Source organism: Legionella tucsonensis (assembly GCF_001468035.1).
GTDB classification, from domain to species: domain Bacteria; phylum Pseudomonadota; class Gammaproteobacteria; order Legionellales; family Legionellaceae; genus Legionella; species Legionella tucsonensis.
This window is the reverse complement of sequence record NZ_LNZA01000008.1, coordinates 222,284-245,361: the sequence shown is the minus strand read 5'-3', so window position 1 is coordinate 245,361 and position 23,078 is coordinate 222,284. Positions and strand designations below refer to the sequence as shown.

Below are 23,078 nucleotides of genomic sequence, written 5' to 3'. Positions count from 1 at the left end.
AGGTTTTTAAAATCGGCTCGGGAACAGTGATTTTAAACTACTGCACCCAGACTACAATACATCCAAATAATGAACAGCCTCCCGTGACCTGTTACTATAAACAAGAATTTGAAAAACTCTCCTGATCCAAAATAGGTTCACTTCCCAGTTGTGGTGTTTCCTGACTTTTATATGTTCTACTGAGGAAAAAATCATTCGTTTTCTCCCAGGCGGCCTTTGTATCAACTGGCTCCGGCAAACCAAAATCATCCATTGAAATGCTGCTTGAATGGTCTTCACTTGCAGGTTGGGTACTTTGTTCAGACAGTAATGAAGTTGATAGGATACCAGTGAACACACCGAGCAGGCTAATCGCCGATAAAGTGCATGCGCTACTAAACCCTATAGCCGTTCCAGCTGTAAATGCTAAAATCGGTAAGGCTAATCCCCCTGTTGCAATGGTTGCTACTAAAACACTACTGATGAGTAGGGTGCTTGCTGTCAATAATAATCCAATTGAGAGATTGGAGCTTAATAGTTTTTTAGGCCAAGAAATCTCTTTATCTAAAGCGGAGTCAATATTGAGTTGAGTTCGATAAGAATTAAATAAAACAAAAAGTGTTGTTGACAGCATAATAGTCATTGGGATTAATGGAGAAACGGCAACTCCAGCTATAGAAAAACTAATGATAAAAGCAAGAAAGGCGATGGTGCTATAAATGAGTATGCCTTTGTTTTGGGTTATATTTTGCTGTAAGGAGTGATTTAATTTATTGTGTTCAAATAGATAATCTAATGAACCATTTAAGGTAATGTCTGTAAAAAATGCTGATTTATCATTAGAGTCCATTGCGCAGCTAAGCCCTCCTTTTTCAGAGACCAGCCGACAACAAGGTGCATCATTTAAGCCATCTCCTACAAACCACACTCCTTTAGGGCTGTGTTCTTCTGTCCCCATTATTTTTCTTAAGAATGACTCTTTATTTTGTGGTGTTTGCCCTGCATGAATATCTTCTTCATTAAAAATAGAGCCCATGTGTTTATTAAATCCTTTGGCAGATAAAAGGTTATCTCCGGTTAACATGATAATTTTTTTGCCTTCTCTTCTTAACCGGGTGAGTGCCTCAATGATCCCTTTTCTTACTTCATGTTTCACATAGATAACTCCTTTATAGATACCATCTTCTGCGACACAAACTGCTGAAAAGCCTTGTTCGATTTTTGATTTTTCAGGTTCAGGAAGAGAAATACCGCTGCCTCTTAAATAGTCAACGCTTCCAATTTGGATTATTCGCCCTTGCACTTGCGCTGAGAGTCCCCGATTTTCAGGGTCTACCGTGCATTCGTTTATTTCATCAAAAAGAGGGGGATTATTAATAGTAACTTCATAGTATTTTTGAATTGCTTTAGCAAGAGGGTGTTCTTTACCATAAGTTTTTTCCAATAAATAGATTCTTTGCCATAATGACGAATTGATAGGAATGTCAGAAGATTCGACAATGGAATTTCCTGTGGTTAAAGTTCCTGTTTTATCAAAAACTACGGTATGGATTTCATCAGATTGTGGTGTAATTAAACTGTCATCACGTAATTGGATGCCTTTATGATTACGATGATGGATGCTGATGAGTTGTGGTAATTGATGAGCAATAGCAATAGTGCAAGGACATACGGAAAACAAAATGCCAATGATGTTTTGTATTACTAAAGGAATAGTTGCTATCCCTAGTCCGATTGGAGTAAAAATAGCCGCCAAAAGACCAATGATAACAAGTGTCGTATAAAGATAAGCAAATTTGGGAACTTCTTCTTTGATAGTTGGTGATTCTTTAGCTCGGTTTGAGCGAAAGAGTAGGGTATTAACGGTACTATTATATGAGTTTTTCTCAGCATAAACAGTAACTTTTTTTCCAAGATTAATAGCGCCCGAGGGAATATGCTGCCATAATTGTTTTGTTTGGTGCGGTTCACCGGTCAGAAGAGACGCATCAATTACTGTGTTGCCTTTAATTAAAATACAATCCACTGGAAAGCACTCGCCAGCGTTAACTTCAATGAGCATTCCTTCTCTTAGAAGATTTCTTTTTTCTTCGCTTATTTCTTTGGTATTTAATAATTCCTGAATAAATAATAGATGTGCAACATCTTCTTCTTTTTTGAGTTGTAAATCAGTTTCTGAGAGGATTTGTTTCTTAGATGAAAGTAGGTGGTTAATTTTTTCTGATAAAAGCTCTAGTTCGAGTTGAGTTAGTTGATGACAACGGTACGTTTCTGACATTTGAGGAAATAATGTTTTAATCCCTTTCAATTGAATTTTTTTAGATTTTTCAATAATAACCCGTTTAATCTCATCCATACTATTGATACAAGTAATCAACATTGTTGGCATCATAAAGTTCATAAAAATCATAGAAAAACTACTTGCCAAAGGCATGCTCATCGCATGAAAAAGAGTATGAGCCATAGATAAAAACCAGCCTAAGCTAATGGTCGTTGCCATATTTGCGAAATTTTTAGTGCGAAAGTTACGAAAAAAAGCAAATAAGTACTCTCGAGATGTAAATGCGGTTGAAAAAAAAGTAAGGGCTGTTAAGCCAATGGTTAAAACTATTGAGGGAGGAAATGCAAATGTTAAAGCAAGTACAGCTCCCATACTAATTAAGTTAACAAGTATGTTAATCCAATTTTTGTTGTCATTTGGTTTGTTCTCTTTCTCATTTTGATCGTCAATGATCTCAAAAATAATATCTTCTTTAATCTTGGCAAAGATAATGGAATCAAAATTTTTTATAGGAATAAAATCATTTTTTTCACTTTCAATAGAAATGGTTAATCGATGAATACCTAACCCGCTGGGTTCAGCATCTATGATAAGTCGTGCATCTGCAGGAAGAATCTTTTTTTCAATACAATCATTGATACACGTATGCAGAAGGCCTTGTAGAGTATTACCACAACCATTAAAGCACATAATGCCGGAGACCAAGAGCGATTTTTGAAAGATAATAGTTTTTGACATGGAGGAATTAGTGCATTAAATGCGTCAATTTAAATTACTTTGACTCAAATGTCATCACTGTTTGGAAAATATTTTAAAACTTCATTTTCTAAACACATGATAAAGAATTTGTTAGGACTTTTTATCAATTGTAGTGTGGTTTAAGTGCATCCATAATATGGCGTGAGGTATTTTAAGGGCTTGGTATTTGCAGTGGGGTGAAAAGCTTTTTTCACCCCATATTTTAATTAAGGTTGTTGTCCTGCTGTGAAATCAGTAGATGGAGCACCTGTACGAACACTTTGTAATAACAAGATGCTGTTCGTCATGAGAAGGCGTTCATGGACTTGACGATCTAAATAAAGTTGATAATTAATCTCAGCAAGTAATATAGCAATTTCTTTTTCTACTGTAGCAGGCGGTGCATTATTAAGGCTATTAATCCATGGGGTGTTTCCAGGTTCGCCGGTACCGCCCGTGCCGCTAGCGGCAGCGGCAGTAGCAGCACTTGTACCGCCAGTACTTGTAGTATTGTACAATCTCCAGGTTGCCATATTAAATTCGGTTAAAGCCTGGCTTGTTGGACCACTAGAGGTACTTCCAGTTTGTCCGCCTGATGGAGCAGTCTGAGGCATTCTTTTTGACATGATAAAATATAGGTTACTTATTCCTACAGAGTTTTGTGCCGCATAGGCACGTAAGCTTGCAAGATATTTAGCAAGAGTTTGCTGCGCTTGCATTTGTTTTGTTGTTGGGGTGCTGGAAGATCTATCACCAAGGGTTTGAGTATATAACGTGTCATAATCTTTCCATTTAGGTAATGCTATAGGAATTACACCACCACTAACATAGCGAATAAAATTCGCTGCAAGTTGCTCTTGATTTTGTGCGTTTAGGCCATTTTTGGCTGCTTTGTTTTTTTCCTGATTAGTCCCAAGGTCTTGCGTTGAATACATCAAGGGGCCGGTTAATGCGTTGCTATTAAGATGATTTAAAAATTGTTGAAGGTAAGTTGGGTCAAAAAACATAGTTGCGCTGGGAATTTCCCCTACAACTTTCAGGGGTACCAAGGTATTATAAAGCAACTGGCAACCAGGAGTAAAGGTTAGTGTACTACTAGTAGGATCCAGGCAGTATGAGTAATCAGGGGTCGCTAAAATATTTAATACAGATTGGCTTACTGGATCCTCTTGATAAGTTTGTTGATCTATCAACGGAGTCACACTCACTCCAGTGGTTGAGGTTGACGCGTAATTTGGAAAAGCAAGATTAGCCAGAGGATTAATGATCATTGCGCTGGGATTATAGGGGGATGTATTTGCACTATCAGTAGGCAGGAATTGTGCCAAAGGATTACCAGTGGTCGTTCCAGTTTGTTGGCTCTGACCACTGGCAAAAGTATTCACGGGAATCGAGCCTAATAAGGTATAAAACTGATAAGCTTGTGATAGTTGAGAGGTTGTTAAATCAATGAGTTTATAGGTTACTGAATAATCTTTATTGTCTTCTGTAGGAGCTTTATTTACTTGAAAACCCAAGTATTGACCAAAATTTTCAAAATACTTTAGCAGCTTTTTTGTGTTTTCTGTTTGTTGGTTTTGATAATATTGAGATGGATCAGTTGAAGTTGTTAAATCCTGTGCTGTAGCAGAAAACGCAGTAAAATAAAGCACATTCAACAACATCAGTTTAGACGCTAATTTCATTTATTCTTCCCCTTCAAGTGCACGTAAAACAAGTTTTAGACGATACTGACAAAAAACTCGCGACAACAATCTTAAACGCTCAAATACAATGTTTCGCTTGAGAAAAACTCCAGCAGGATCATGGCTTCCCGTGCTTGTTTCCTCGGCGTGGATTAAAACGCGTGACGCACTGCCCGGATGGACTGTATCGATTGCTTGCAGCAATCGAAGGCCTCGACCCGATTTAATATTTCCAACAATGCGAATAAATTTTTCTTCTTCTGCTAACAGGCTCATGTCTATTTTTTCTATGTCATCAAGCTCTTTACCCAACTGTTCCATGGCTGCCTCAAACTCAGGATTCCCATCCAGAGTCCAATCTTCTACACTTTCCATAAAAGTAATCACTCTATAGATCATAGGATCAATGTATTCAAACCAGTATTGGGCAGACGCTTCGTGACTTAGATCAGGCATATTTTACTCTTTCTTTACTGTATTTAAGCGGATGGACGAAATCATTACTTACTACTATAGTATATTATGAAAGATAAAAGAAAGAAGTAAAAAATATGAAAAAGCAGTCGCGGATAGTTAGATTAGTTACAAGAATTATTAATGTTCGTAGGTGGTTTGATTGGGAACGGATGAAAGCATTTACCTTGTATTTAGGAAATGGCTTTATACGTTTGTTTGTACCACAGAAAAAAGTTGAAGGTGAATCATTCAACGATGCGGTCCGTTTATTAAATCTTAGCGACGAAAGTATACTTATAAAACAAAAATCTTTATTTCGATTGAGTATTATTATGGTGTTAGCTGCTCTTTTGATTTTGGGATATGCCGGATATCAGCTTTTCTTTGGTTCAATAAAAGCGTTTATTGTGAGCCTCATCGTCACTTTAATTGCGTTGGTTTTAGCCTTCCGTTACCACTTTTGGTACTATCAAATTAAAAATCGTAAATTAGGGTGTACCTTTAATGAATGGTTTAGGCGGGGGCTGTTGGGGGAAAAGAAATGAATAAGTTGTTAGTAACTCTACTTCTCCTTGTATGTCCTGGTTTGGTTTTAGCGGATAACGCCAGTTCTTTGAGTTTTGCTCCTCCTGCTAGTGATTATTCGGTAGTATTTCTTGGCAATTTATTCGGAGTTGTTGATGGTGTTTTAAGTGGTACAGGCAGCCAAATCATGGGCAGTATGTTTGCAGTATTTAATGCTGCAGTTTTGGCGCTGGGGGGTATTATTATTATGTATACTCTCTTGGTATCTACTATGAATACTGCCCATGAAGGGCAAATGCTTGGACAAAAGTGGTCTTCTATTTGGATTCCAATTCGTTCTACTGTAGGTTTGGCTTTATTGATTCCCAAGGCTTCTGGCTATTGCTTGATGCAAATTTTTGTTATGTGGGTTGTTGTTCAAGGTGTTGGGGCTGCAGATAAGGTATGGGATGCCGCGTTAAGTTATTTGAATCGTGGCGGGGTTATTATTCAAACACAACAAATCAATCCATCCGAAGCACTTTTGACCTCTGATAGTACAGGGATCGGTGGTATTGCAAAGGGTGCGTCAAACATACTTGCCGGTCAAGTATGCATGTTGGGCTTACAGACACAATTGACAAATCTACGCCAACGTCTTCTTGATGCTCAGCAACAACAAGCAGGAGATTGTTATAATGCCGCTAAAGCAGGCGATAATAGCTCTCCAATAGCTAAGTTTTGCCAAAATACAGTCCCTGATTTTCTTGGTACTGTAAACGCAATTTCTGTTCAGAATAAGGCTCCGACGAATCCTAATTGGACTGTTGAAATGCCTAATTTTACTGATTCATCTTCACCTTATTATTTTTTGAACGGGATATGCGGTTCCATTACCTGGAATAACATTAGTACTCTTAATTCCAGTTTCGGTGCTTTACTTACTGGCACACAGGGTCCTAACGATGCGGACGGCAAGCCTACCTATTTTACTGCAGGAAAAAATGTCAAGCTTGGTAACAATACTTTAACTCCTGCTGAGGCAGCTGCAACGCAAATGTCTCGGGCGATTGCCGTCCAGCAAATGTATACGGATTTGTCTACAGTAGCTCGAACTATAGTGGGTAATGATCCGCAAATGTCAACAACGAGTAATCCCAATACTACTCCTTTTTCTCCAGTTGCGACGCAACAATTTGGCGTGCCCTATAAACAGGATGGAACGATTTGTAGTACCTTTGATAAAACTACTTCAGATAAACCAGAAAATTTATGTATTACTTGGGGGCCTGTGCCGGGATCTGTAATTGGGGGGACATTGCTTAATGGTAACGAATTAGTTAATGCAGTTAATGATTATAATGGTATTATGATGCCAACAGTGAATCTGTCGCGTCTAATCAACCAATCTGCAACTGGGGAGAAGGCGACTGACTTTATTAATAAAGCCAAGACTCAAGGATGGATTATGGCTGGCGCTTATTTCTTTAACTTGGTAGCGATTCAGGGAACATCGGGGACCATTGCAAATGCAGGCCAAACAGATTCAGAAACTGGATTGGAGAAAAGTACATTTAGTGCTTCGGCAGTAACAAGCCCGTTTGTCCCTAGCGAGGATGGTAAAACGATTACCTGTGGTCCAGGAGATATGACCAACAACAATAAAGACTTTTCGCAATTATGTAAATGGTTTGGCCAAGATAATACCCAAGTATTAGAAGTACACGCATTAATTACATCAGATCCTAATGCTAAAAACCCACCAAGCCTGGGTAATAAGATGACTGTAGATAGTGGTCAATCATCATCTACGGTATATGGTTTTCTTAACAATTCATTTATGATGTCAAACCCTGAGCAACCAGGAGTTAAGCCACTGACTTTTGCTAATTCAATTAATTTTAGTGTCAGCACTTCGTTATATCGATTAGAAAGACAAAACTTCTCTTGCGGCTCAGTAAAACCTTTCTATTCTATTTGTCTGGGACAAATACTCGGAAACATATTTTATAATATTATCTTAGTGACCATATATAATCTGTTTCTTGATATCTTTGGCCAGATTATTAATAGTGTGGTTATGGCATTCCTGATGATTCCATTGCAAGGAATGGCGACAATCTTTCAACAGGGTCTGCAAATTATCTCGCAGCCTGGGGTAAACCCTGTAGTTGCTTTGGCAAATATGGGCAATGAGTACATCAATTTTGCCGGTAACTTATGGATGCTCTTATTGAATATGGCGGTATCCAGCGCATTAATCCCTGTATTTGGTATCTTTATTTTTGCGATGATGTCTTTGGCAATGCCGCTTGTGATTGCGTGGGTAGGTGTCATGGTGAGTGTCGGTTTTACTACGGCTTATTACATTCCAATCTTACCCTATATGATTTTCACCTTTGGCGCATTGGGTTGGTTAATCTCGGTAATCGAAGCAATGGTCGCTGCACCTATTGTGGCATTAGGGGTAACTCATCCAGAAGGGCATGAGGCTTTTGGTAAAGGTGAAGCAGCGATCATGATTCTGGTGAACGTATTTCTTAGACCTTCCATGATGATTATTGGCTATATTACTGCCATAGCATTGTCCTATGTGGGGGTATGGGTTTTAAATGCTGGATATGATCAGGCTATAGCATTTATCCAGCAGGAAAATACCGATAGCGCTAAACTTGCGGGCGGGGTCTGGGCATATGGAGGTTCGGAATCAACCGGCTCTGGTACAGGTGGATATACGGATTGGGCCGGAATATATGCATTCTTCTTCTCCATATTAACGTATACTACTTTGTATTTAGTTATCATACAAAAAGCATTTACATTGATTTCTTACTTGCCAGACAAGGTATTACGATGGATAGGGGGTACACCAGAAAGCATAGGCCAAGAAACAGCACAATGGGGTGAGGAAGTAAAAGGTAAGACTCAAGAAGCAGGTAAGGAAACCCAGACCGCGCAAGGACAAATTGATAAGACTCTTGGTGGATATGGTGCGAAAGGTGTGGGCATGATTAAGGGTGCTTTAGGTAAAGGTGGCGGCGGTGGTGATGTTAGTGCTCAAGGTAATGCTACGCCAAGCAGTGATAAGGATACTGGTAGCAGCAATCAGTCCTCCAAGAAAAAGAGTAGCGATGGCCTAGGTGGCTCTTCCAAGCCTCCTCCCGAGATAATGAAGTAAAAAGGGAGATGGAACATCAAAGAGATACTTTGATGCTCCATTTTTACATGAAAAGTATTATATATTGTGGTATAATTGTACACTAAATAAACACTTAATCGGTTTGCATCATGCCTGATTTATTTGCTCCTAAAAGCACTGAAACAGCAGTAGCTGAAGATAAACTTAAAGATTTGCAAAAAGCAAAAATGGATGAGGAACGATTTATACAAAATTTGTTTCTTTTTTTGCAAAATATGCGCGATTCAATTTTAAGGTCGCAATTAGAGCAAACCTCATTAGACCTAAAAACTCCATTAACAGCTCTTGCTAAAGATTTTGGTTATCAAGATCTTCCTACTGCGTTAAACAATGCAAAAAACATACGTGGGCAGACACCATTAGTTCAAGCGCTGCAAAATCAAGATTTCTCTATGGTAAAGGCGTTACTCGATTCTGGAGCAGAGTATGATGCTCTGGCAAGAGAGGAATATGATATCGCAATACGTAGTGAGCGGGGGCGAGGACAACAAATTATTTCCCCTCCTGAGCGGTATACTCCATCCCCCCCTGTTAAATTGCATACAGTTAAAGAGTTTGGCCTCATACTGGGCATAGAGATAACTAGTGTAGATGGCACTCCTTCTCAACGTGCGCATGTAGGACCTACCTATCAATTGATGACTGATACCGTAAAGGATTACAGCCAGGGTCTCAGTAAGGAACCAGAAAAAGGCGATTTCAAGAAAATTTCAGATGCTTTTACTTTTGCAAATAAAGCCGCTAATTATCAATACAGTACTCCTGAAGGAAGTCCTGAGGCTGGAAATGCACTGAGTAAACGAATACAAGCAGGAGACGTAACCAGTGTCCCTATTAATTGCACTGGACACGCTATGGGATTATCTTTTGTGCCAGTCGAAGGAAATTCGGATAAAGTTTACTTAGTATTCACCAATCGAGGAGAAGGAGCTAGCCCAGGGAAACATGGAACTCAAATCTATGAAGTAGACAAGAAGGATATTACGTCAGATTTTATAAACAATGTAATGAGTGGTCATGATAAAGGGCATTCACACGAGCAAGTTATGGAGCAAATTCATCAGGTTACTAAAGGAGAACAGCCAGTATATACCCTTGAGCAAAAACCGCAAAAATATGATAATTGTACGGTGGCAAATACGCGCGCGAATGTTCATGGGGTCCTCCTATGTCAAGAAGCAAATCGCAAAGGAGGCTTTGAGAATGTGGATCAAGAAACAAAAGACAAAGTAAAGCAACGCTACAAAGAGTTTACTGATGATATGAGAAGTAAAAAAGTCCAACAACTGGATAAAGCATTAGAGAAAACCCCAGAAGATCCAGACCTAAAAGCTCTGAAAAAAGCGTATATGGATAAACCCAAAAGTAAATCTGCAGTTGTTGAAAAATCTGAAGAATCGATTAATATGCGTTCGCCCTAAATAGTGGAGCCAATCTTGTCCTTTCGTGTAAGTCAAAGTAAATTTTTTTATCCTAAGTTCGACATAAAAGGCATTTCCATTTTTATGTCGAACTCAAGTGAAATATAACAGCTGATATTTTCAATGGTTCATTTAGATTCGTAGCTTGTAGTTGAGAGATCAGAAATTCCACGGATAAATTCTGACATTTCAATTGGCTCTTGACCTATCTTTAATGAGCTGCGAACGAAATTTGCTGCTTCGAGAATACTATCCAAATTGTATTTTTTTAGTTGTATTGAATGTAGATAAGCAACAAAAAACTCTGTTTTTAAATTACCAGTACCTTTGCCCATACCAGCAAGAGATGCATCAATAAAGCGAACTCCTGAGCTCATCGCTGCCAAGGCATTAGCTTGTGCTAAACCAAGGTTGTCATGAGCATGAAATCCAAATGGGAATGGGTAATTATTAACGTATTTCTCATAAATTTCTGTGATACGCGTAGGGAGTAAACTGCCATTTGAATCAGCAAAATAAATAATATCCGGCTCATACTCGCTTATCATTTTGATTGAATCATCAAGTTCAATTTTTTTGTAGTAAGAGATATTCATAAAATTAATTGAAACATCTATATTTGCATTTTTTATCATTTTTATTTTAGGCAAGGCAGATACAAGTTCGTTTTTAGCAATGCAGAGTCTTAATAAATCGACACCACATTCTTTTAATTCAATGAGATCGCTCTGAGTGAGATTATTTGGAAAAACCATGACTACCATTTTTGCTTTTTGAATTAAAGAACGACAAAGAAGCAGATAATCTTTTGCACACCATCCAGCTCTCCCGACCTGGGTGGGTGTTAAAGTTCCATTTCGATAGCCAATTTCAATGTATTCAATGCCTGAGTTATCTAGAGATACAAGAATTTTTTCTAATTGAGCGTCTTCGAAATTAAAATTAGTTCGGTGGCCTCCGTCTCTCAATGAGGCATCTAAAAGTATTATAGAATCGTTCATATGATTCCCAAGTGCTATAAGCTTCCCCCACTGAATTTTATACTGCGTTGCAAGCTCGTTCGGCTTCAGTTATGCACTTGAGTACACTCCTTCACCTTATTCACTTGTACCTTGTCTAAAGGTTAGTGGGTAATGCTATAAAAAAAAATCATACCTTCTTTTAAAATTATAGTTTAAATTGCGCTTAATCGATAAAGAGCAGTAGATATATATAAAGTTGTATGTAATTTCTCAAAAGGAAGGAAGATAAAAAATTTGAGCTTATTGCTGGTATTCTTTGGCTCCAGCAATAATTAATTTGTATACGCGCTCGCTGATAATACCCTGTTCAAATTTTGCTTTTGCATCCCAAGTCATAAGTTGGCCCTTTTGTCGTACCAATTTACGTGTAGCAGAGGTTACATCATTAGGATCACTTTCAAGTAAAATATCTCGAACCTCTTCATCAAAAACTAAATACTCTCTCAACGCTACCCTTTTTTCATCTACAGTAGGTACAAGTTTTTGCCAAATACACAGCCTGATTGTCTCTAAAATATCAATAGTTCTTCCTAAGCGCTCTTCACCAGAAAATGAGGTTACAAGACGGCGCATGGTTTCAGCAACGCCTGAAGTGTGCAAGGTTGTATATACTGGGTGTCCAGTAAGTGCTGCTTCCAATGCGGCACTAATTGTTTCTGCATCTCTACATTCACCCACCATGATTAAACGAGGTTTACGACGTAAAGCATTTCTCACCCCATCAGCAAAGCTTGGTAAGTGGCGAGGAATTTCTGATTGACTAACTACCGAGGATATTGTTTCAATTTCATCATAAACAAATTCGATAGGAGATTCATAGGTCAATACTTTGCGATTTGAATCCTCTGATTCGATTAAGTCGCGAATAATCGAGGCCAACAAAGTGGATTTACCTGAACCTGTTGCACCCGTAATAAAGACAATTCCTTCTTGAGGTGCAACTGCTTCAAGCACATTATCAGGTAGATTCATGGTTTCGAGTCTGGGAGGAGTCGTAGGAATAGTTCTTAGCGTAATCTGAATTGCATCATGACCTTCTACAAGACATGCTGTCCCATTCACCCTATAGCGATATCTAACACCACGATTAGGTCGAAATTCATAGTGAGTATCGATGTCTTTACCTGAAAGAAGCTGGGTTGTAGCATTGGGCCCGTATATTGCATTAATTAAATCGCCGAGTTCCGTATTAGACAGGCGACGGTTGGTAATCCGCAATAGTTTTCCATAGACCTCTGCATAAATAGGTTCGCCTGTTTGGATGGTAATATCAGAAGCATTTAAACGTTCAGTATGCTCCAACATTTTATCCATGAAGAGCGGAGTAAAACGTGTTGGCTCATCGGGCATTAAATTTAAATGAGTATTATTGTTCATACTTTATTGGCGAATTCTGTTGTTATCGTTAACTGGAGCAATCGTAGGCTGCCAGGATTTATCTGTTATTATAATTTTAGAACGATTTGCCAATTTTTCCATGTTTTTGAATCGTTCCAAGGCATTTTCATCTTTGGAAACCGCTGCCCGCCATTGTTCACTATTCACATTCAGAGCGGGTAACGCAGTAATTCTTAATACTCTATCATCAATATGAATTTCTGAGGCATCACCTGTTATACCCAAGTCTGTATGAGAGACATAAGGAGGGGAAATCATATTCATGGCTAATAATTTTCTATAAAGAATCATTCCGCCAAAATCTTCTTTAATTCTGGCTATGTTTTCCTCAAGAATAGTATTTGCTTGATCAATACCATTTTTCCAGCCTCTTGCTACATAAATGCACCATATTTTTTTCTCTAGCTTGGTTTTAGGCAAGAGAGTATAGTGAGGATATTCCGGTTTTACATAATCCAGCCATAAGTATTGTCGCCAAGTTGGGGGAGTTGTGACAAAATGGGCTTGTTTTGCAACTTTATATGTACGATCAGAAATGCGAATGGTTTGCGTATCAGCAAGATTGAGGGTGTTCCTGCCTTCTAAGAGTACGGGGGGCAAAATGTTATGTTCTAGAAGCAAAGAATTAAAATCATAAATCGCATCGAGTCTGCGCGATTGTCTTATAAGATGCTCATCAATAATTTTGGCTCGATTCGCTAGCCCTGCCTGAGCGCCAAGGCTTAAAGCGGTTTCTTTCAAAGCCATTTGACGAATCTTACCTTTTTGCCTTTTGTTTCGGTCCTTTACATTCACATTAGCCATAGCCTGCAGCCCTGCTAATGAGCTGGTGTCTCCCATATATTTTGATGAGTGACATGCAAGCAGTAAAGCAGACAATACTACAACTATAAAGCTACGAATAAATTTTGGCATAGCGTAATTCTACAACCTGACTGTTAGGATAAACGTGAATATAGGCTTTTTTACCAGCTTGGTAATCAATATCACGCAGGATTTCAGCTAAACTTTCATCTTTAATGTTAAGACTAATTAAAACTGGAAGTGGAGGCGCTTTCCCTAAAACACGAAGCCTGAAGTGAGCTGATTTGGCAATGCGGGCGGTTAACTCCTCAATAGGTCCAGACCAATCTACACTTGCTCTAGCTTGTAAGTTGTACGCATTTGGTATCGTGAGTGCATTATCTACAGGCGGTGGTAGAATTACTTTTTCAATTCGTGCCATTTCATGCATGGAATCGCTTACAGATACTGCTGCTTCTGCTAATTTAATCGTAGCATCATCACTAGGATTGTTGACTGGTGGTTTTTTAAAGAGTACTCCACCATGTTTACAACCCACAAGCAGGACTGAGGCAATAAATAGCATGAGAAGCTTATTGTTCATTCAATGTTCTTTAATGTCTGAGAATATTCGTTTGATTGAAACAGGAGCCAAGCTGCTTGTCAAGCCTATAGAAGAGGAATTGCATGAATTTAAACAGAAATGGTTTTAGAAGATTCATGTTTTAATTACAGTGTAGACTGGGTGCATAGAAAAAATTAATTTAATTTTTCAAATAATGAATAGACAACTTGCCCTGCTTGTTTCTGTTTTATTTGTTGCCAATGTTTTTCATCCAACTGAATCGCAGTTGGTGATTCTAAATAAACAAGACCTCCAGGTTTGAGAATATTGCTTTGTGTTATATTCGAAATGCATTGAAGGAGATAATTTTGTGCAAAAGGAGGGTCCAGAAAAATTATATCAAATTCTTCTTGTTTGCGCTGTAGATACTGTACTGCATCTGTGTGTAGGAGTTTAAGCTTTGAGCTGTTAAACGAAGCGATTATTTTTTGTAAATGAGCATAAGCTTTAGGTGATTGCTCAAGAAAAACAACTCGCGTAGCTCCTCTGGAAAATGCTTCTAGACCCAAAGCGCCACTGCCTGCAAAAGCATCCAGGCAGCGTGCTTCTCTAATGTCATGCATGAGCCAGTTAAATAAAGTCTCACGCACGCGATCTGGAGTGGGGCGTAAACCCTCTACATCTGGGAAATGTAATTTTTTTCCTCGATATAATCCTCCTATAATGCGAACAATTTGTTTCACGATTTACCTACAGTGATCAGTAATAATTTATCGAGATTAACTTGTTGTTTGAATGCTTGTGCTACTTGTTCACCAGATACCGCATTGATGCGAGCAAGATAGGTGTCAAGAAAATCTTCAGGCAGTTGATAAAAAGTCATTCGCAATAAGATACTGGCAATACTGCGATTACCTGATAAAGAAAGTGGGAAACTCCCTGTAAGGTATTGTTTCGCCGCAATCATCTCTTCATCAGTTGGACCTTTATCAATGTAAGTTCGTAAAACATTTTGAATAATATCTAATGCATCTTTTGTTTGTTCATTTTTTGTTGATAGGCTGATGAGAAAAGGTCCTTTCCCCGACATAGGAACAAACTGGCTGTCTATACCATAAGTCAAACCTTGTTTTTCTCTGACTTCTATAGCGAGTCGAGAAACTAAAGCTCCTCCTCCTAAAATATAATTCCCTACGATTAGCGGAAAGTAATTTGGGTCATGATGATCAATACCGATCTGACCGAGTCGTATCACAGTTTGTGAGGATGAAAATGGAAGATTTATTGACTCTGCTTGAGTTAATTGTGTGGCTTTGGGAATTGGGGGTGCTGGCTGTCCCTCTGGAAGTTCTTGGATGAGTTGATCGGCAAGCTGATGTGCTGTCTTACTATCAATTGCACCTACCATAACTAAGATCGCATTTTTGGCAACATAATAGCGTTTATTGAATTCAATTACCTGACTCATATTAATTGCTTTAACGGTCTCGCTTGTTCCATTAACAGGATGTGCATAAGGATGTTGTTTATATAAGGCTTGAAAAAAATGGAGATTGGCAACTTCTTCAGACGATTCCTGTCGCTGCTCTATGGCCATCATCTGCTGTTTTTTCTCTCTTGAAAACTCATAATCAAGAAAGTCTGGATGGTTAATGATTTGTGCAAAGGTAGAACTTGCTTTAGTCAATGCGTCTTTGGCGACTAGAGTTCTGAGGTTAAATATAACCATATCTCGGTTGACCTCAGCTTTATATTGAGCACCAACATCCGCGAGCGATTCGGCTATTGCTGTTGCGTCTCGTCCTGCATTTCCCTGATTCATCAAACGACTGGTCAAGGCACTTAGACCATATTGATCTCCATCATATGCTGATCCTGCCGCGAAAGCTAAGCTGACATCGAGCATAGGCACTTCCATAGTGGGATAAAAAATGACCTGAACACCATTTTTGGTGAGCCATTTTTCTATTTTGAATGTACTTGCTGACGTTGTATATGACAGTCCAATAAGTAATGTTAGAATACATGCGCTAAAAATTCTCATGGTGTAGCCCTTTGTGGTTGAGGTTCTAATAGTGCTGTCGTCATATTATTTTCCTGAAAATAACGTTGGGCAGTTTGCTGAACTTGTTGTGGTGTAATTACATTGATTGCTTTAGTATACTCATCTGCTTTTTGCCAACCAACCCCAATTGTTTCTAACAAACCTAATTCTGAGGCTTGTCCGAAAATTGAATCCTTCTCAAAGGTTTTCTGAGCAATGATTTGATGTTTAACTCGTTGCAATTCCTGATCAGTAACCTGATTTTTTTTCAAATCATTGATCTCGTTAAAAAGCTCATTTTGTAAATCACTTATTGTATGGTTTTGGCTTGGAGATCCATAAATGATAAATTGGGTTTGATATCTTGTGTAAGGGTTATAATAGGTATCTGCACCTGTAGCAATATGTTTGCCACGAATCAGATTTTTGGAAAAACGAGCACTTTCACCTGCGTCCAAAATTCCGGCGATGATTTCCAAAGCATAAGGCTCATAATCTTTTTTAGCAGTATTTACACTAGGGACGGTATAACCCATCATCAATAAAGGCAGTTTTGCTGAGGCTTGAATATGAACAATCTTTTGACCTAATGCAGGTGGCTCTTTTTGTAATCGTCTTGCAGGAATGGGGTGTTTTGGCAATGCGCCGAAATAATTTTCTGCCAAAGTGCGGACATTCTCTGGGTTAACATCTCCCACGATAACCAGGGTCGCATTGTTAGGTGCATAATATTTTTTATACCATTCTCTTAAGTCTTCAACGGACATGTGTTTCAGATCACTCATCCAGCCAATAACAGGATGATGATAAGGAGCGCTTAGATGCGCCGTTGCCAGAAAACGTTCAAAGGCAAGTGCTTGTGGATTATCTTCGGTTCGAAGACGTCGTTCTTCCTGGATTACTTTAATTTCTTTGGCAAATTCATTAGCATCAAGAAGCAAATGATTCATGCGATCCGCTTCCAGTTCAAAACTGGTAGCAAGTTTTGAAGCAGCTGTTTTTTCAAAAAAAGCGGTGTAATCATTATGAGTAAATGCATTAGCTTGGCCGCCAATTGCAGCTATAGTTTTGGAAAAGACACCTAAAGGGAATTTTTCAGTACCTTTAAACATCATATGTTCCATCGCATGGGATACACCGGTAATTCCACCTGGTTCATCAGCGGATCCCACGTTATACCAAATCATGGATATAGCAATAGGCGCCCGGTGATCTTCTTTAACCAATATTTTTAATCCATTATTCAACGTAAACTCTTGCACTTGGCTAAAGGTCTGGCAAGATAGTACCATGAGTAAAGTAAAGAGTATTTTGCGCACAACTTAACCTCAAAGTAAAAAAGATGATAGAATTTCATATTTTTCAGGATTTGTACACTATATGATTAAATGGTTTAAACGAAGTCATGATTCCACCTCTGTAGAGGACAATCATTCACAAAGTACTACTGACTCGTTGTCTCAAGCGCCTGTAGAAGAAATTAAACAGGAACAAGAGCCCGCAAAAGAAGGATTTTTTGCACGTTTCAGGAAAGGACTAAGTAAAACCCGTCACCAGCTTGGTGATGGAATTGGCCGATTATTATTAGGTAAAAAAGAAATCAGCCAGGATTTATTGGATGAGTTAGAAATGCTTTTAGTTAGTGCTGATTTAGGGATGGAGACAACACAAACTGTACTGAATCAATTGACTGAAAACTTAGCTCGTAAACAGTTATCCGATGGCAACGCTGTTTATGAGTCGCTGAAATCTCATTTACAAACGATTTTAAGTCAGAATAATCAATCTTTAACTTTAGAAACGGCAGATCATTCTCCTTTTGTGATCTTAATGGTCGGAGTGAATGGTGCAGGTAAAACAACGACTATAGGAAAACTGGCGAAACAATTTCAGCAACAAGGCAAGAAAGTCATGTTGGCGGCGGGAGATACTTTTAGAGCAGCAGCAGTGGAACAATTGCATGTTTGGGGGGAGCGAAATGATATCCCGGTAATTGCTCAACATACAGGAGCAGATAGTGCTTCGGTGATTTTTGATGCGCTGCAAGCAGCAAAAGCGCGTAAGATGGATGTTTTAATCGCTGATACTGCAGGTCGGTTGCATACACAGGGCAATTTGATGGACGAATTGAAAAAAGTAAAGCGTGTGTTGCAGAAACTTTGTCCCGATGCTCCTCATGAGACAATGTTGATATTGGATGCAAGCATAGGGCAAAATGCGTTGGTTCAAGCACAACAATTTCATGAAGCAATTGGTCTAACTGGAATTACCATGACTAAATTGGATGGTACAGCTAAAGGTGGAATTTTGTTCGCTATTGCTAATGAATTAGGAATACCTTTTCGTTATATAGGGATTGGTGAAGGGATAGAGGATTTACGACCCTTTGATGCTGCGCAATTTGTTGGTGCACTATTCAATGATCACATTTGACCAAGTGACTAAACGTTATCCAGGTGGTTTTGAAGCGTTAAGCCAAGTAAATTTTTCCTTGCAAAAAGGGGAAATGGTTTTTCTTACTGGGCATTCAGGCGCAGGAAAAAGTACCTTACTTAAATTGATCGCTCTTTTAGAATGGCCTACTTCAGGTCAGTTGAGTGTAAATGGTTTGCGTCTGAACCAGTTAAAAAAACGTGATGTGGCTGCCCACCGTAGCCAACTGGGAATTACTTTTCAATCACCTTATTTACTTAATGACCGAACAGTATTTGATAATGTAGCTCTACCCTTGCAAATTCAAGGTATGGCTTATCCCATGATTGGAAAAAGAGTGCATGCAGCCTTGGATATGGTAGGTTTATTAAGCAAGGAAAAAATGCTCCCGATCCATTTATCAGGCGGCGAACAACAACGAGTAGGAATTGCGCGTGCTGTAGTGCATAAGCCTGCATTATTATTGGCTGATGAACCTACAGGAAATCTTGATCCCAAACTTTCTGCTGAAATCATGGCTATTTTTGAGCAGTTTAATCAAGTGGGGGTAAGTATATTAATTGCCACACATGATTTGGCATTGATCGCAGGAATGAAACATCGTATTGTCATGCTTAAAGGAGGACGAATGTGTTAAAACGAGCACAAGCAATCCTTGCTTATCATGTACAAGCGTCAATACAAAGTTTAAATTTGTTATGTCGCAGACCATTAGCAACCATGATGACTTCCATAGTGATCGCCATTGCCTTGGCTTTGCCCGCTCTTTTCTGGGTATTTTCCGATAACATCTCTAAATTAACTGCAAGCTGGCAGAGGGGCGGGCATATTTCTCTTTATTTAAAACCCGGCTTATCTGAAGAGGAGCACCAGCTTGTGTTACAAAAAGTGCGTGAAACGGACGGTGTAGCTCAAGTTTCCTTAAAATCCTCCAGTGAAGGTTTATCGGAATTAATCCAGCAAGAAGGGATGCAGGATATCATGCGTTATCTTCCTGAAAACCCTTTGCCTGCAGTAGTTGATGTTGTGCCTGCCCTGATCATTGACTCACCTGCAAAATTAGATTTATTGGCACGGAAATTACAGACCGTAGCACAAGTGGAAAATGCAAAGGTCGACATGGAATGGATAAGCCGCTTGCATGCGCTTTTAGGTTTTGTTGCCAAGTTTGCCGATGCATTACTCGCCTTATTAGCCATGGCTGTGATTATGATTGTCGGCACTACATTACGCCTGGCGCTTCATAGTCGACAAGAAGAAATCCAGGTGTTAAAGTTAATCGGAGCAAAAGATCCTTTTATCCTCAGACCTTTTTTATATTCGGGGATTTGGTATGGTGCTTTAGGAGCTGTTTTTGCTGTGTTTATGGTGAATATTTTTATTTTCAGCCTGGAATCTGCTGTGAATCAGTTGGCGACTGCATATCAAATGCACTATCCGTTAAAAAGTTTGTCAATGCGACAGATCTTGCTGCTTGTTCTATTTGCAGTTATACTAGGATGGATGGGGGCGCGCTTATCGGTAAAACGTCAATTGGCTTCCATTGAGCCCCAATTATAAGCCCCCCTTATTTTTACCTTATTTTACAGAGAGGTTTTTTAGAGGAAAGAAGCATGAGTCAATATTTGCAACTTGCCGAAATGAATTTACCCGTGGGAAGTCTTGATGCTTATATCCACAGGGTTAATCAAATTCCTATGTTGTCTTTAGAGGAAGAAATTGCCTGTGCCGAGCGTTTTCATGCTGAAGGAGACCTTGAGGCTGCACGGCGTTTGGTGCTTGCTCATTTGCGTTATGTTGTTCGTGTAGCTCGTGGTTATTTGGGATACGGCTTGCCTCTGAATGATTTGATTCAGGAAGGTAATATTGGTTTGATGAAGGCGGTAAAACGTTTCGACCCTAAGATGGGTGTACGTCTTGTTTCCTTTGCAGTGCATTGGATAAAAGCAGAAATTCATGAATTTGTTTTACGCAACTGGCGTATTGTTAAAATTGCAACAACCAAAGCCCAGCGTAAGTTATTTTTTAATCTTCGCCAAATGAAAAATCGTTTGGGTTGGATGAGTCATGAAGAGGTAACCGCTATAGCAAATGATTTGGGTGTAAGTCGTGAAGATGTGTTAGTCATGGAGCAACGCTTGAACGCTATGGATACACCGTATGATGCTCCTGATGCGGATGAGCACGATGAATTTTATACAGCACCGGAGCGTTATTTATTTAATGCTAATGATGATCCTTCTGCTTTACTGGAAAAGGAAAGCACTGGAGAGCATGGCCGTGAGAAGCTGATGTTTGCTTTAGAGCAGTTGGATGAGCGAAGTCAGGATATTTTACAACAACGTTGGTTAGCTGAAGAAAAGTTAACGCTGCATGATTTGGCTAAGAAATACGGGGTATCTGCGGAACGCGTTAGGCAGCTTGAAAAAAATGCCATGAAAAAGCTGCGGCAATATATAGAAAATGAGTAATTCCATCAATTATATGTAATTCTCTGAAGCGTAATCTGGGGGGCTTAGCATAGGACTCCCAAGTTACGCTTTGCTTTACACAGGCTACGTTTTTATGCCAAAAAATCACAAATTAAATGTTCTACTCGTTCGTCCATTAAGACGCTCACGTGATTTGCATCGGGAAGTAGACAAAGTCTAGAGTTCGGGTATTTTTTACAGAATTCAATCGATTCTTTAGTACTAATCGTTTTATCTGACTCCCCGTGTATGCATAAAAAAGAAATGTTGGGTGATTGAGAAATGAAATGGTGTAAACGGACCAGCTTAATGTCAAAGTGCGCTTGCTGCTTCATGACCTGATGCAGCTGAAGATAACCATGGCCACTCAGCTTAAATTTTTTTGCAATCCGATTAATCGGATTGCGCATCTGTGTAGGCGATGCAATTAAAATTGCACGCTCTGGTTTATGATTTAATTGCCATTCAGGGAGTTGACCTGCAACATTCATGGTATTGAGTAGCATGGAGCCACCAAACGAATGCCCAATGACTGCATAGAAAGGACCATGTTGATTGATTGTATCTTTCAAAATAGCGACTGCATCAGTCCAAGGTAATTGCAAGCCTTTTGCTTCACCATGTGCAGGGAAGTCAAGGGCATATACTTCATATCCTTGTTGATAAAGTGCCTGTATTATGCGAGCCATATATGCTGCACGTGATATCCATCCATGGGTGATCAGTATCTTTCTTCCTTGCGCATTTTTCTGTGGAGCAAAGCGGTGTAATACATGATGTCGTGGAAATTCCCGATGAATTACCTCAGTACGTTTTCCCTCAATAAACTCACAAGCCAGTTTGGCAAAATGTCTGTATTCTTTTTCCAAAGGAAAAAAGATAGGAGTAATAAAAGCTTGATAACACAATTGTGCATGTAAAAAATCTCTTACATGGATTAATGATGAAGTTATCATGATTATATCCCCTTTAGATTTTACTCTAATTGTAGACTATAAAAGAAACATTCTATCGTTTTTTGTTTTATCAAATAATTGCTTAATGTCTGTCAATAGATACTAATGTAATTCATAGCTTTATCTCTTTAACCCAATTTTATAAACTAGGTCCCTAAAAAGTTAATTTTAGTTTTATTTCAGGGAGCTTGAGATGCATACTTCAAATTATATTTATCATGATAATGAGCAAGAACTTCATGGCTTTGTTGCATATGACAAAGCTCGTGCCGCGCCGCGCCCTGCAGTATTGGTAGTTCATGATTGGTCCGGTCGCAATGAATTTGCGTGTAACAAAGCAAAATTACTTGCCGAAATGGGTTATGTAGGTTTTGCAGTAGATTTGTACGGCGATGGTCAGCTTGGTTCTACTATTGAGGAAAAGCAAGCGTTAATGAACCCCTTGATTTCTAATCAAGTTTTATTACGCCGTCGCATGCAAGCAGGGTTGGCCGCTGTATGTGCCATGCCTGAAGTTGACAATAAGCGGGTTGCAATTATTGGATTTTGTTTTGGTGGTTTATGTGCTCTTGAGTTGGCTCGTTCTGGAGCAGATCTTAAAGGAGTAGTGAGTTTTCATGGTTTGCTGCACCAGCCTGGCAATTTAAAATCTGAACCAATAAAAGCCAAAATTTTAGCTTTGCATGGCTATGATGACCCCATGGTTCAACCTGATAAGGTGCATGCATTTTGCAAAGAGATGACTGAAGCAAACGTGGATTGGCAAATGCATATGTATGGACATATACAGCATGCGTTTACTAATCCGCTGGCACATGATACACAATTGGGGACCATTTATAACGCAGTAGCTGCTCAACGTTCATGGGAAACCATGATTAGTTTTTTGCAAGAAATTTTAATTAAGTAATGATGAGAGTCTGTTTCCATTTCTAGTATCTTGGCCAAACTAGCGAAAGTAAACAGACCCTATAATTCTGAAAAATATTCCTGCTGTCATTTTTTCATAAGCCTTTTACTATTGCTGCTAAATATAATATCATTGGCGTAACAAAGTTCTTACTTGCCTCTTTCTAATAAAAAATAAAAAATCAATCTAAATTGTGAAAAATGGCGCAATTAGTAGGAGTCAATTCAAATTTG

At 39.0% G+C, this 23,078-nt stretch carries 19 protein-coding genes; 8 read left to right on the top strand and 11 right to left on the bottom strand.

Features of this window, described 5'->3' with window-relative positions; translation table 11 throughout:
• Positions 1-94 precede the first annotated feature (94 nt).
• The 3 genes from Ltuc_RS13785 to icmW form a co-directional block, all read right to left on the bottom strand.
• Positions 95-2,998 (bottom strand): HAD-IC family P-type ATPase, encoded by a 2,904-nt coding sequence (locus Ltuc_RS13785; protein WP_058521936.1) that lies wholly within the window; start codon positions 2,996-2,998, stop codon positions 95-97.
• A 227-nt stretch (positions 2,999-3,225) separates the two neighbouring features.
• Positions 3,226-4,683: a type IVB secretion system protein IcmX gene (icmX, locus tag Ltuc_RS13780; protein WP_058521935.1), complete on the bottom strand. Its 1,458-nt coding sequence runs from the start codon at positions 4,681-4,683 to the stop codon at positions 3,226-3,228.
• Positions 4,684-5,139 carry a type IVB secretion system protein IcmW gene (icmW, locus tag Ltuc_RS13775; RefSeq protein ID WP_019234590.1) on the bottom strand — a complete coding sequence of 152 codons (456 nt, stop codon included), beginning with the start codon at positions 5,137-5,139 and terminating at the stop codon, positions 4,684-4,686. It lies immediately after the preceding gene.
• 95 nt (positions 5,140-5,234) lie between these two features.
• On the opposite strand from icmW, the gene icmV reads away from it, so the two are divergent.
• The 3 genes from icmV (at position 5,235) to ankD (ending at position 10,263) form a co-directional block, all read left to right on the top strand.
• The gene (gene icmV, locus Ltuc_RS13770; protein WP_058521934.1) at positions 5,235-5,684 is read left to right on the top strand and encodes a type IVB secretion system protein IcmV; all 450 of its coding nucleotides are present in this window, start codon (positions 5,235-5,237) and stop codon (positions 5,682-5,684) included.
• Positions 5,681-8,821, top strand: coding sequence for a type IVB secretion system protein DotA (dotA, locus tag Ltuc_RS13765; protein WP_058521933.1), 3,141 nt, complete (start codon positions 5,681-5,683; stop codon positions 8,819-8,821). Before icmV ends, dotA begins: the two co-directional genes overlap by 4 nt.
• 110 nt (positions 8,822-8,931) lie before the next feature.
• Complete coding sequence (gene ankD, locus Ltuc_RS13760; RefSeq protein WP_058521932.1) at positions 8,932-10,263, top strand: Dot/Icm T4SS effector AnkD/LegA15; 1,332 nt, start codon at positions 8,932-8,934, stop codon at positions 10,261-10,263.
• Positions 10,264-10,391: 128 nt separating this feature from the next.
• On the opposite strand, the gene Ltuc_RS13755 is transcribed toward ankD, so the two are convergent.
• From Ltuc_RS13755 to Ltuc_RS13725, 7 genes are all read right to left on the bottom strand, one after another.
• Positions 10,392-11,264: a beta/alpha barrel domain-containing protein gene (locus Ltuc_RS13755; protein WP_058521931.1), complete on the bottom strand. Its 873-nt coding sequence runs from the start codon at positions 11,262-11,264 to the stop codon at positions 10,392-10,394.
• A 261-nt stretch (positions 11,265-11,525) separates the two neighbouring features.
• Entirely contained in the window at positions 11,526-12,635 is a 1,110-nt protein-coding gene (gene dotB, locus Ltuc_RS13750; protein WP_420798256.1) for a Dot/Icm type IV secretion system ATPase DotB, read from the bottom strand.
• Between the two features lie 30 nt (positions 12,636-12,665).
• Positions 12,666-13,598 (bottom strand): type IV secretion system DotC family protein, encoded by a 933-nt coding sequence (locus Ltuc_RS13745; RefSeq protein ID WP_058521929.1) that lies wholly within the window; start codon positions 13,596-13,598, stop codon positions 12,666-12,668.
• The gene (dotD, locus tag Ltuc_RS13740; RefSeq protein ID WP_058521928.1) at positions 13,579-14,070 is read right to left on the bottom strand and encodes a type IVB secretion system lipoprotein DotD; all 492 of its coding nucleotides are present in this window, start codon (positions 14,068-14,070) and stop codon (positions 13,579-13,581) included. The genes Ltuc_RS13745 and dotD overlap by 20 nt, the downstream gene beginning before the upstream one ends.
• Before the next feature lie 155 nt (positions 14,071-14,225).
• Positions 14,226-14,774 (bottom strand): 16S rRNA (guanine(966)-N(2))-methyltransferase RsmD, encoded by a 549-nt coding sequence (gene rsmD / locus Ltuc_RS13735; protein WP_058521927.1) that lies wholly within the window; start codon positions 14,772-14,774, stop codon positions 14,226-14,228.
• Positions 14,771-16,075, bottom strand: a complete 1,305-nt coding sequence (locus tag Ltuc_RS13730) for a M16 family metallopeptidase (protein ID WP_058521926.1) — start codon at positions 16,073-16,075, stop codon at positions 14,771-14,773. Before Ltuc_RS13730 ends, rsmD begins: the two co-directional genes overlap by 4 nt.
• On the bottom strand, positions 16,072-17,367 hold the full coding sequence (locus Ltuc_RS13725) for a M16 family metallopeptidase (protein ID WP_420798255.1): 1,296 nt from the start codon (positions 17,365-17,367) through the stop codon (positions 16,072-16,074). Before Ltuc_RS13725 ends, Ltuc_RS13730 begins: the two co-directional genes overlap by 4 nt.
• A gap of 88 nt (positions 17,368-17,455) precedes the next feature.
• Here Ltuc_RS13725 and ftsY point away from each other — a divergent pair, with 88 nt between their 5' ends.
• Genes ftsY through rpoH form a run of 4 tightly spaced genes read left to right on the top strand, consistent with a single transcriptional unit; the run spans position 17,456 to position 20,979 of the window.
• Positions 17,456-18,508 (top strand): signal recognition particle-docking protein FtsY, encoded by a 1,053-nt coding sequence (ftsY, locus tag Ltuc_RS13720; RefSeq protein WP_058521924.1) that lies wholly within the window; start codon positions 17,456-17,458, stop codon positions 18,506-18,508.
• Entirely contained in the window at positions 18,495-19,145 is a 651-nt protein-coding gene (gene ftsE / locus Ltuc_RS13715; RefSeq protein ID WP_058521923.1) for a cell division ATP-binding protein FtsE, read from the top strand. The genes ftsY and ftsE overlap by 14 nt, the downstream gene beginning before the upstream one ends.
• Positions 19,139-20,068, top strand: a complete 930-nt coding sequence (ftsX, locus tag Ltuc_RS13710; protein WP_058521922.1) for a permease-like cell division protein FtsX — start codon at positions 19,139-19,141, stop codon at positions 20,066-20,068. Before ftsE ends, ftsX begins: the two co-directional genes overlap by 7 nt.
• 53 nt (positions 20,069-20,121) lie before the next feature.
• On the top strand, positions 20,122-20,979 hold the full coding sequence (gene rpoH / locus Ltuc_RS13705; RefSeq protein ID WP_058521921.1) for an RNA polymerase sigma factor RpoH: 858 nt from the start codon (positions 20,122-20,124) through the stop codon (positions 20,977-20,979).
• Between the two features lie 92 nt (positions 20,980-21,071).
• On the opposite strand, the gene Ltuc_RS13700 is transcribed toward rpoH, so the two are convergent.
• On the bottom strand, positions 21,072-21,935 hold the full coding sequence (locus Ltuc_RS13700; protein WP_058521920.1) for an alpha/beta hydrolase: 864 nt from the start codon (positions 21,933-21,935) through the stop codon (positions 21,072-21,074).
• A gap of 193 nt (positions 21,936-22,128) precedes the next feature.
• Between Ltuc_RS13700 and Ltuc_RS13695 the strand changes: the two genes are divergently transcribed.
• Positions 22,129-22,845 carry a dienelactone hydrolase family protein gene (locus tag Ltuc_RS13695; RefSeq protein ID WP_058521919.1) on the top strand — a complete coding sequence of 239 codons (717 nt, stop codon included), beginning with the start codon at positions 22,129-22,131 and terminating at the stop codon, positions 22,843-22,845.
• The last annotated feature ends 233 nt before the right edge of the window (positions 22,846-23,078 follow it).

What these genes read in the sequence shown, in the direction of transcription:
- Ltuc_RS13725 (WP_420798255.1), bottom strand. Translation starts at nt 17,367, where the DNA reads ATGGTACTATCTTGCCAGACCTTTAGCCAAGTGCAAGAGTTTACGTTG.
- Ltuc_RS13755 (WP_058521931.1), bottom strand. Translation starts at nt 11,264, where the DNA reads ATGAACGATTCTATAATACTTTTAGATGCCTCATTGAGAGACGGAGGC.
- Ltuc_RS13785 (WP_058521936.1), bottom strand. Translation starts at nt 2,998, where the DNA reads ATGTCAAAAACTATTATCTTTCAAAAATCGCTCTTGGTCTCCGGCATT.
- Ltuc_RS13700 (WP_058521920.1), bottom strand. Translation starts at nt 21,935, where the DNA reads ATGATAACTTCATCATTAATCCATGTAAGAGATTTTTTACATGCACAA.
- ftsY (WP_058521924.1), top strand. Translation starts at nt 17,456, where the DNA reads ATGATTAAATGGTTTAAACGAAGTCATGATTCCACCTCTGTAGAGGAC.
- icmW (WP_019234590.1), bottom strand. Translation starts at nt 5,139, where the DNA reads ATGCCTGATCTAAGTCACGAAGCGTCTGCCCAATACTGGTTTGAATAC.
- Ltuc_RS13730 (WP_058521926.1), bottom strand. Translation starts at nt 16,075, where the DNA reads ATGAGAATTTTTAGCGCATGTATTCTAACATTACTTATTGGACTGTCA.
- Ltuc_RS13695 (WP_058521919.1), top strand. Translation starts at nt 22,129, where the DNA reads ATGCATACTTCAAATTATATTTATCATGATAATGAGCAAGAACTTCAT.
- dotA (WP_058521933.1), top strand. Translation starts at nt 5,681, where the DNA reads ATGAATAAGTTGTTAGTAACTCTACTTCTCCTTGTATGTCCTGGTTTG.
- icmV (WP_058521934.1), top strand. Translation starts at nt 5,235, where the DNA reads ATGAAAAAGCAGTCGCGGATAGTTAGATTAGTTACAAGAATTATTAAT.
- rpoH (WP_058521921.1), top strand. Translation starts at nt 20,122, where the DNA reads ATGAGTCAATATTTGCAACTTGCCGAAATGAATTTACCCGTGGGAAGT.
- dotB (WP_420798256.1), bottom strand. Translation starts at nt 12,635, where the DNA reads ATGCCCGATGAGCCAACACGTTTTACTCCGCTCTTCATGGATAAAATG.
- dotD (WP_058521928.1), bottom strand. Translation starts at nt 14,070, where the DNA reads ATGAACAATAAGCTTCTCATGCTATTTATTGCCTCAGTCCTGCTTGTG.
- ftsE (WP_058521923.1), top strand. Translation starts at nt 18,495, where the DNA reads ATGATCACATTTGACCAAGTGACTAAACGTTATCCAGGTGGTTTTGAA.
- Ltuc_RS13745 (WP_058521929.1), bottom strand. Translation starts at nt 13,598, where the DNA reads ATGCCAAAATTTATTCGTAGCTTTATAGTTGTAGTATTGTCTGCTTTA.
- ankD (WP_058521932.1), top strand. Translation starts at nt 8,932, where the DNA reads ATGCCTGATTTATTTGCTCCTAAAAGCACTGAAACAGCAGTAGCTGAA.
- icmX (WP_058521935.1), bottom strand. Translation starts at nt 4,683, where the DNA reads ATGAAATTAGCGTCTAAACTGATGTTGTTGAATGTGCTTTATTTTACT.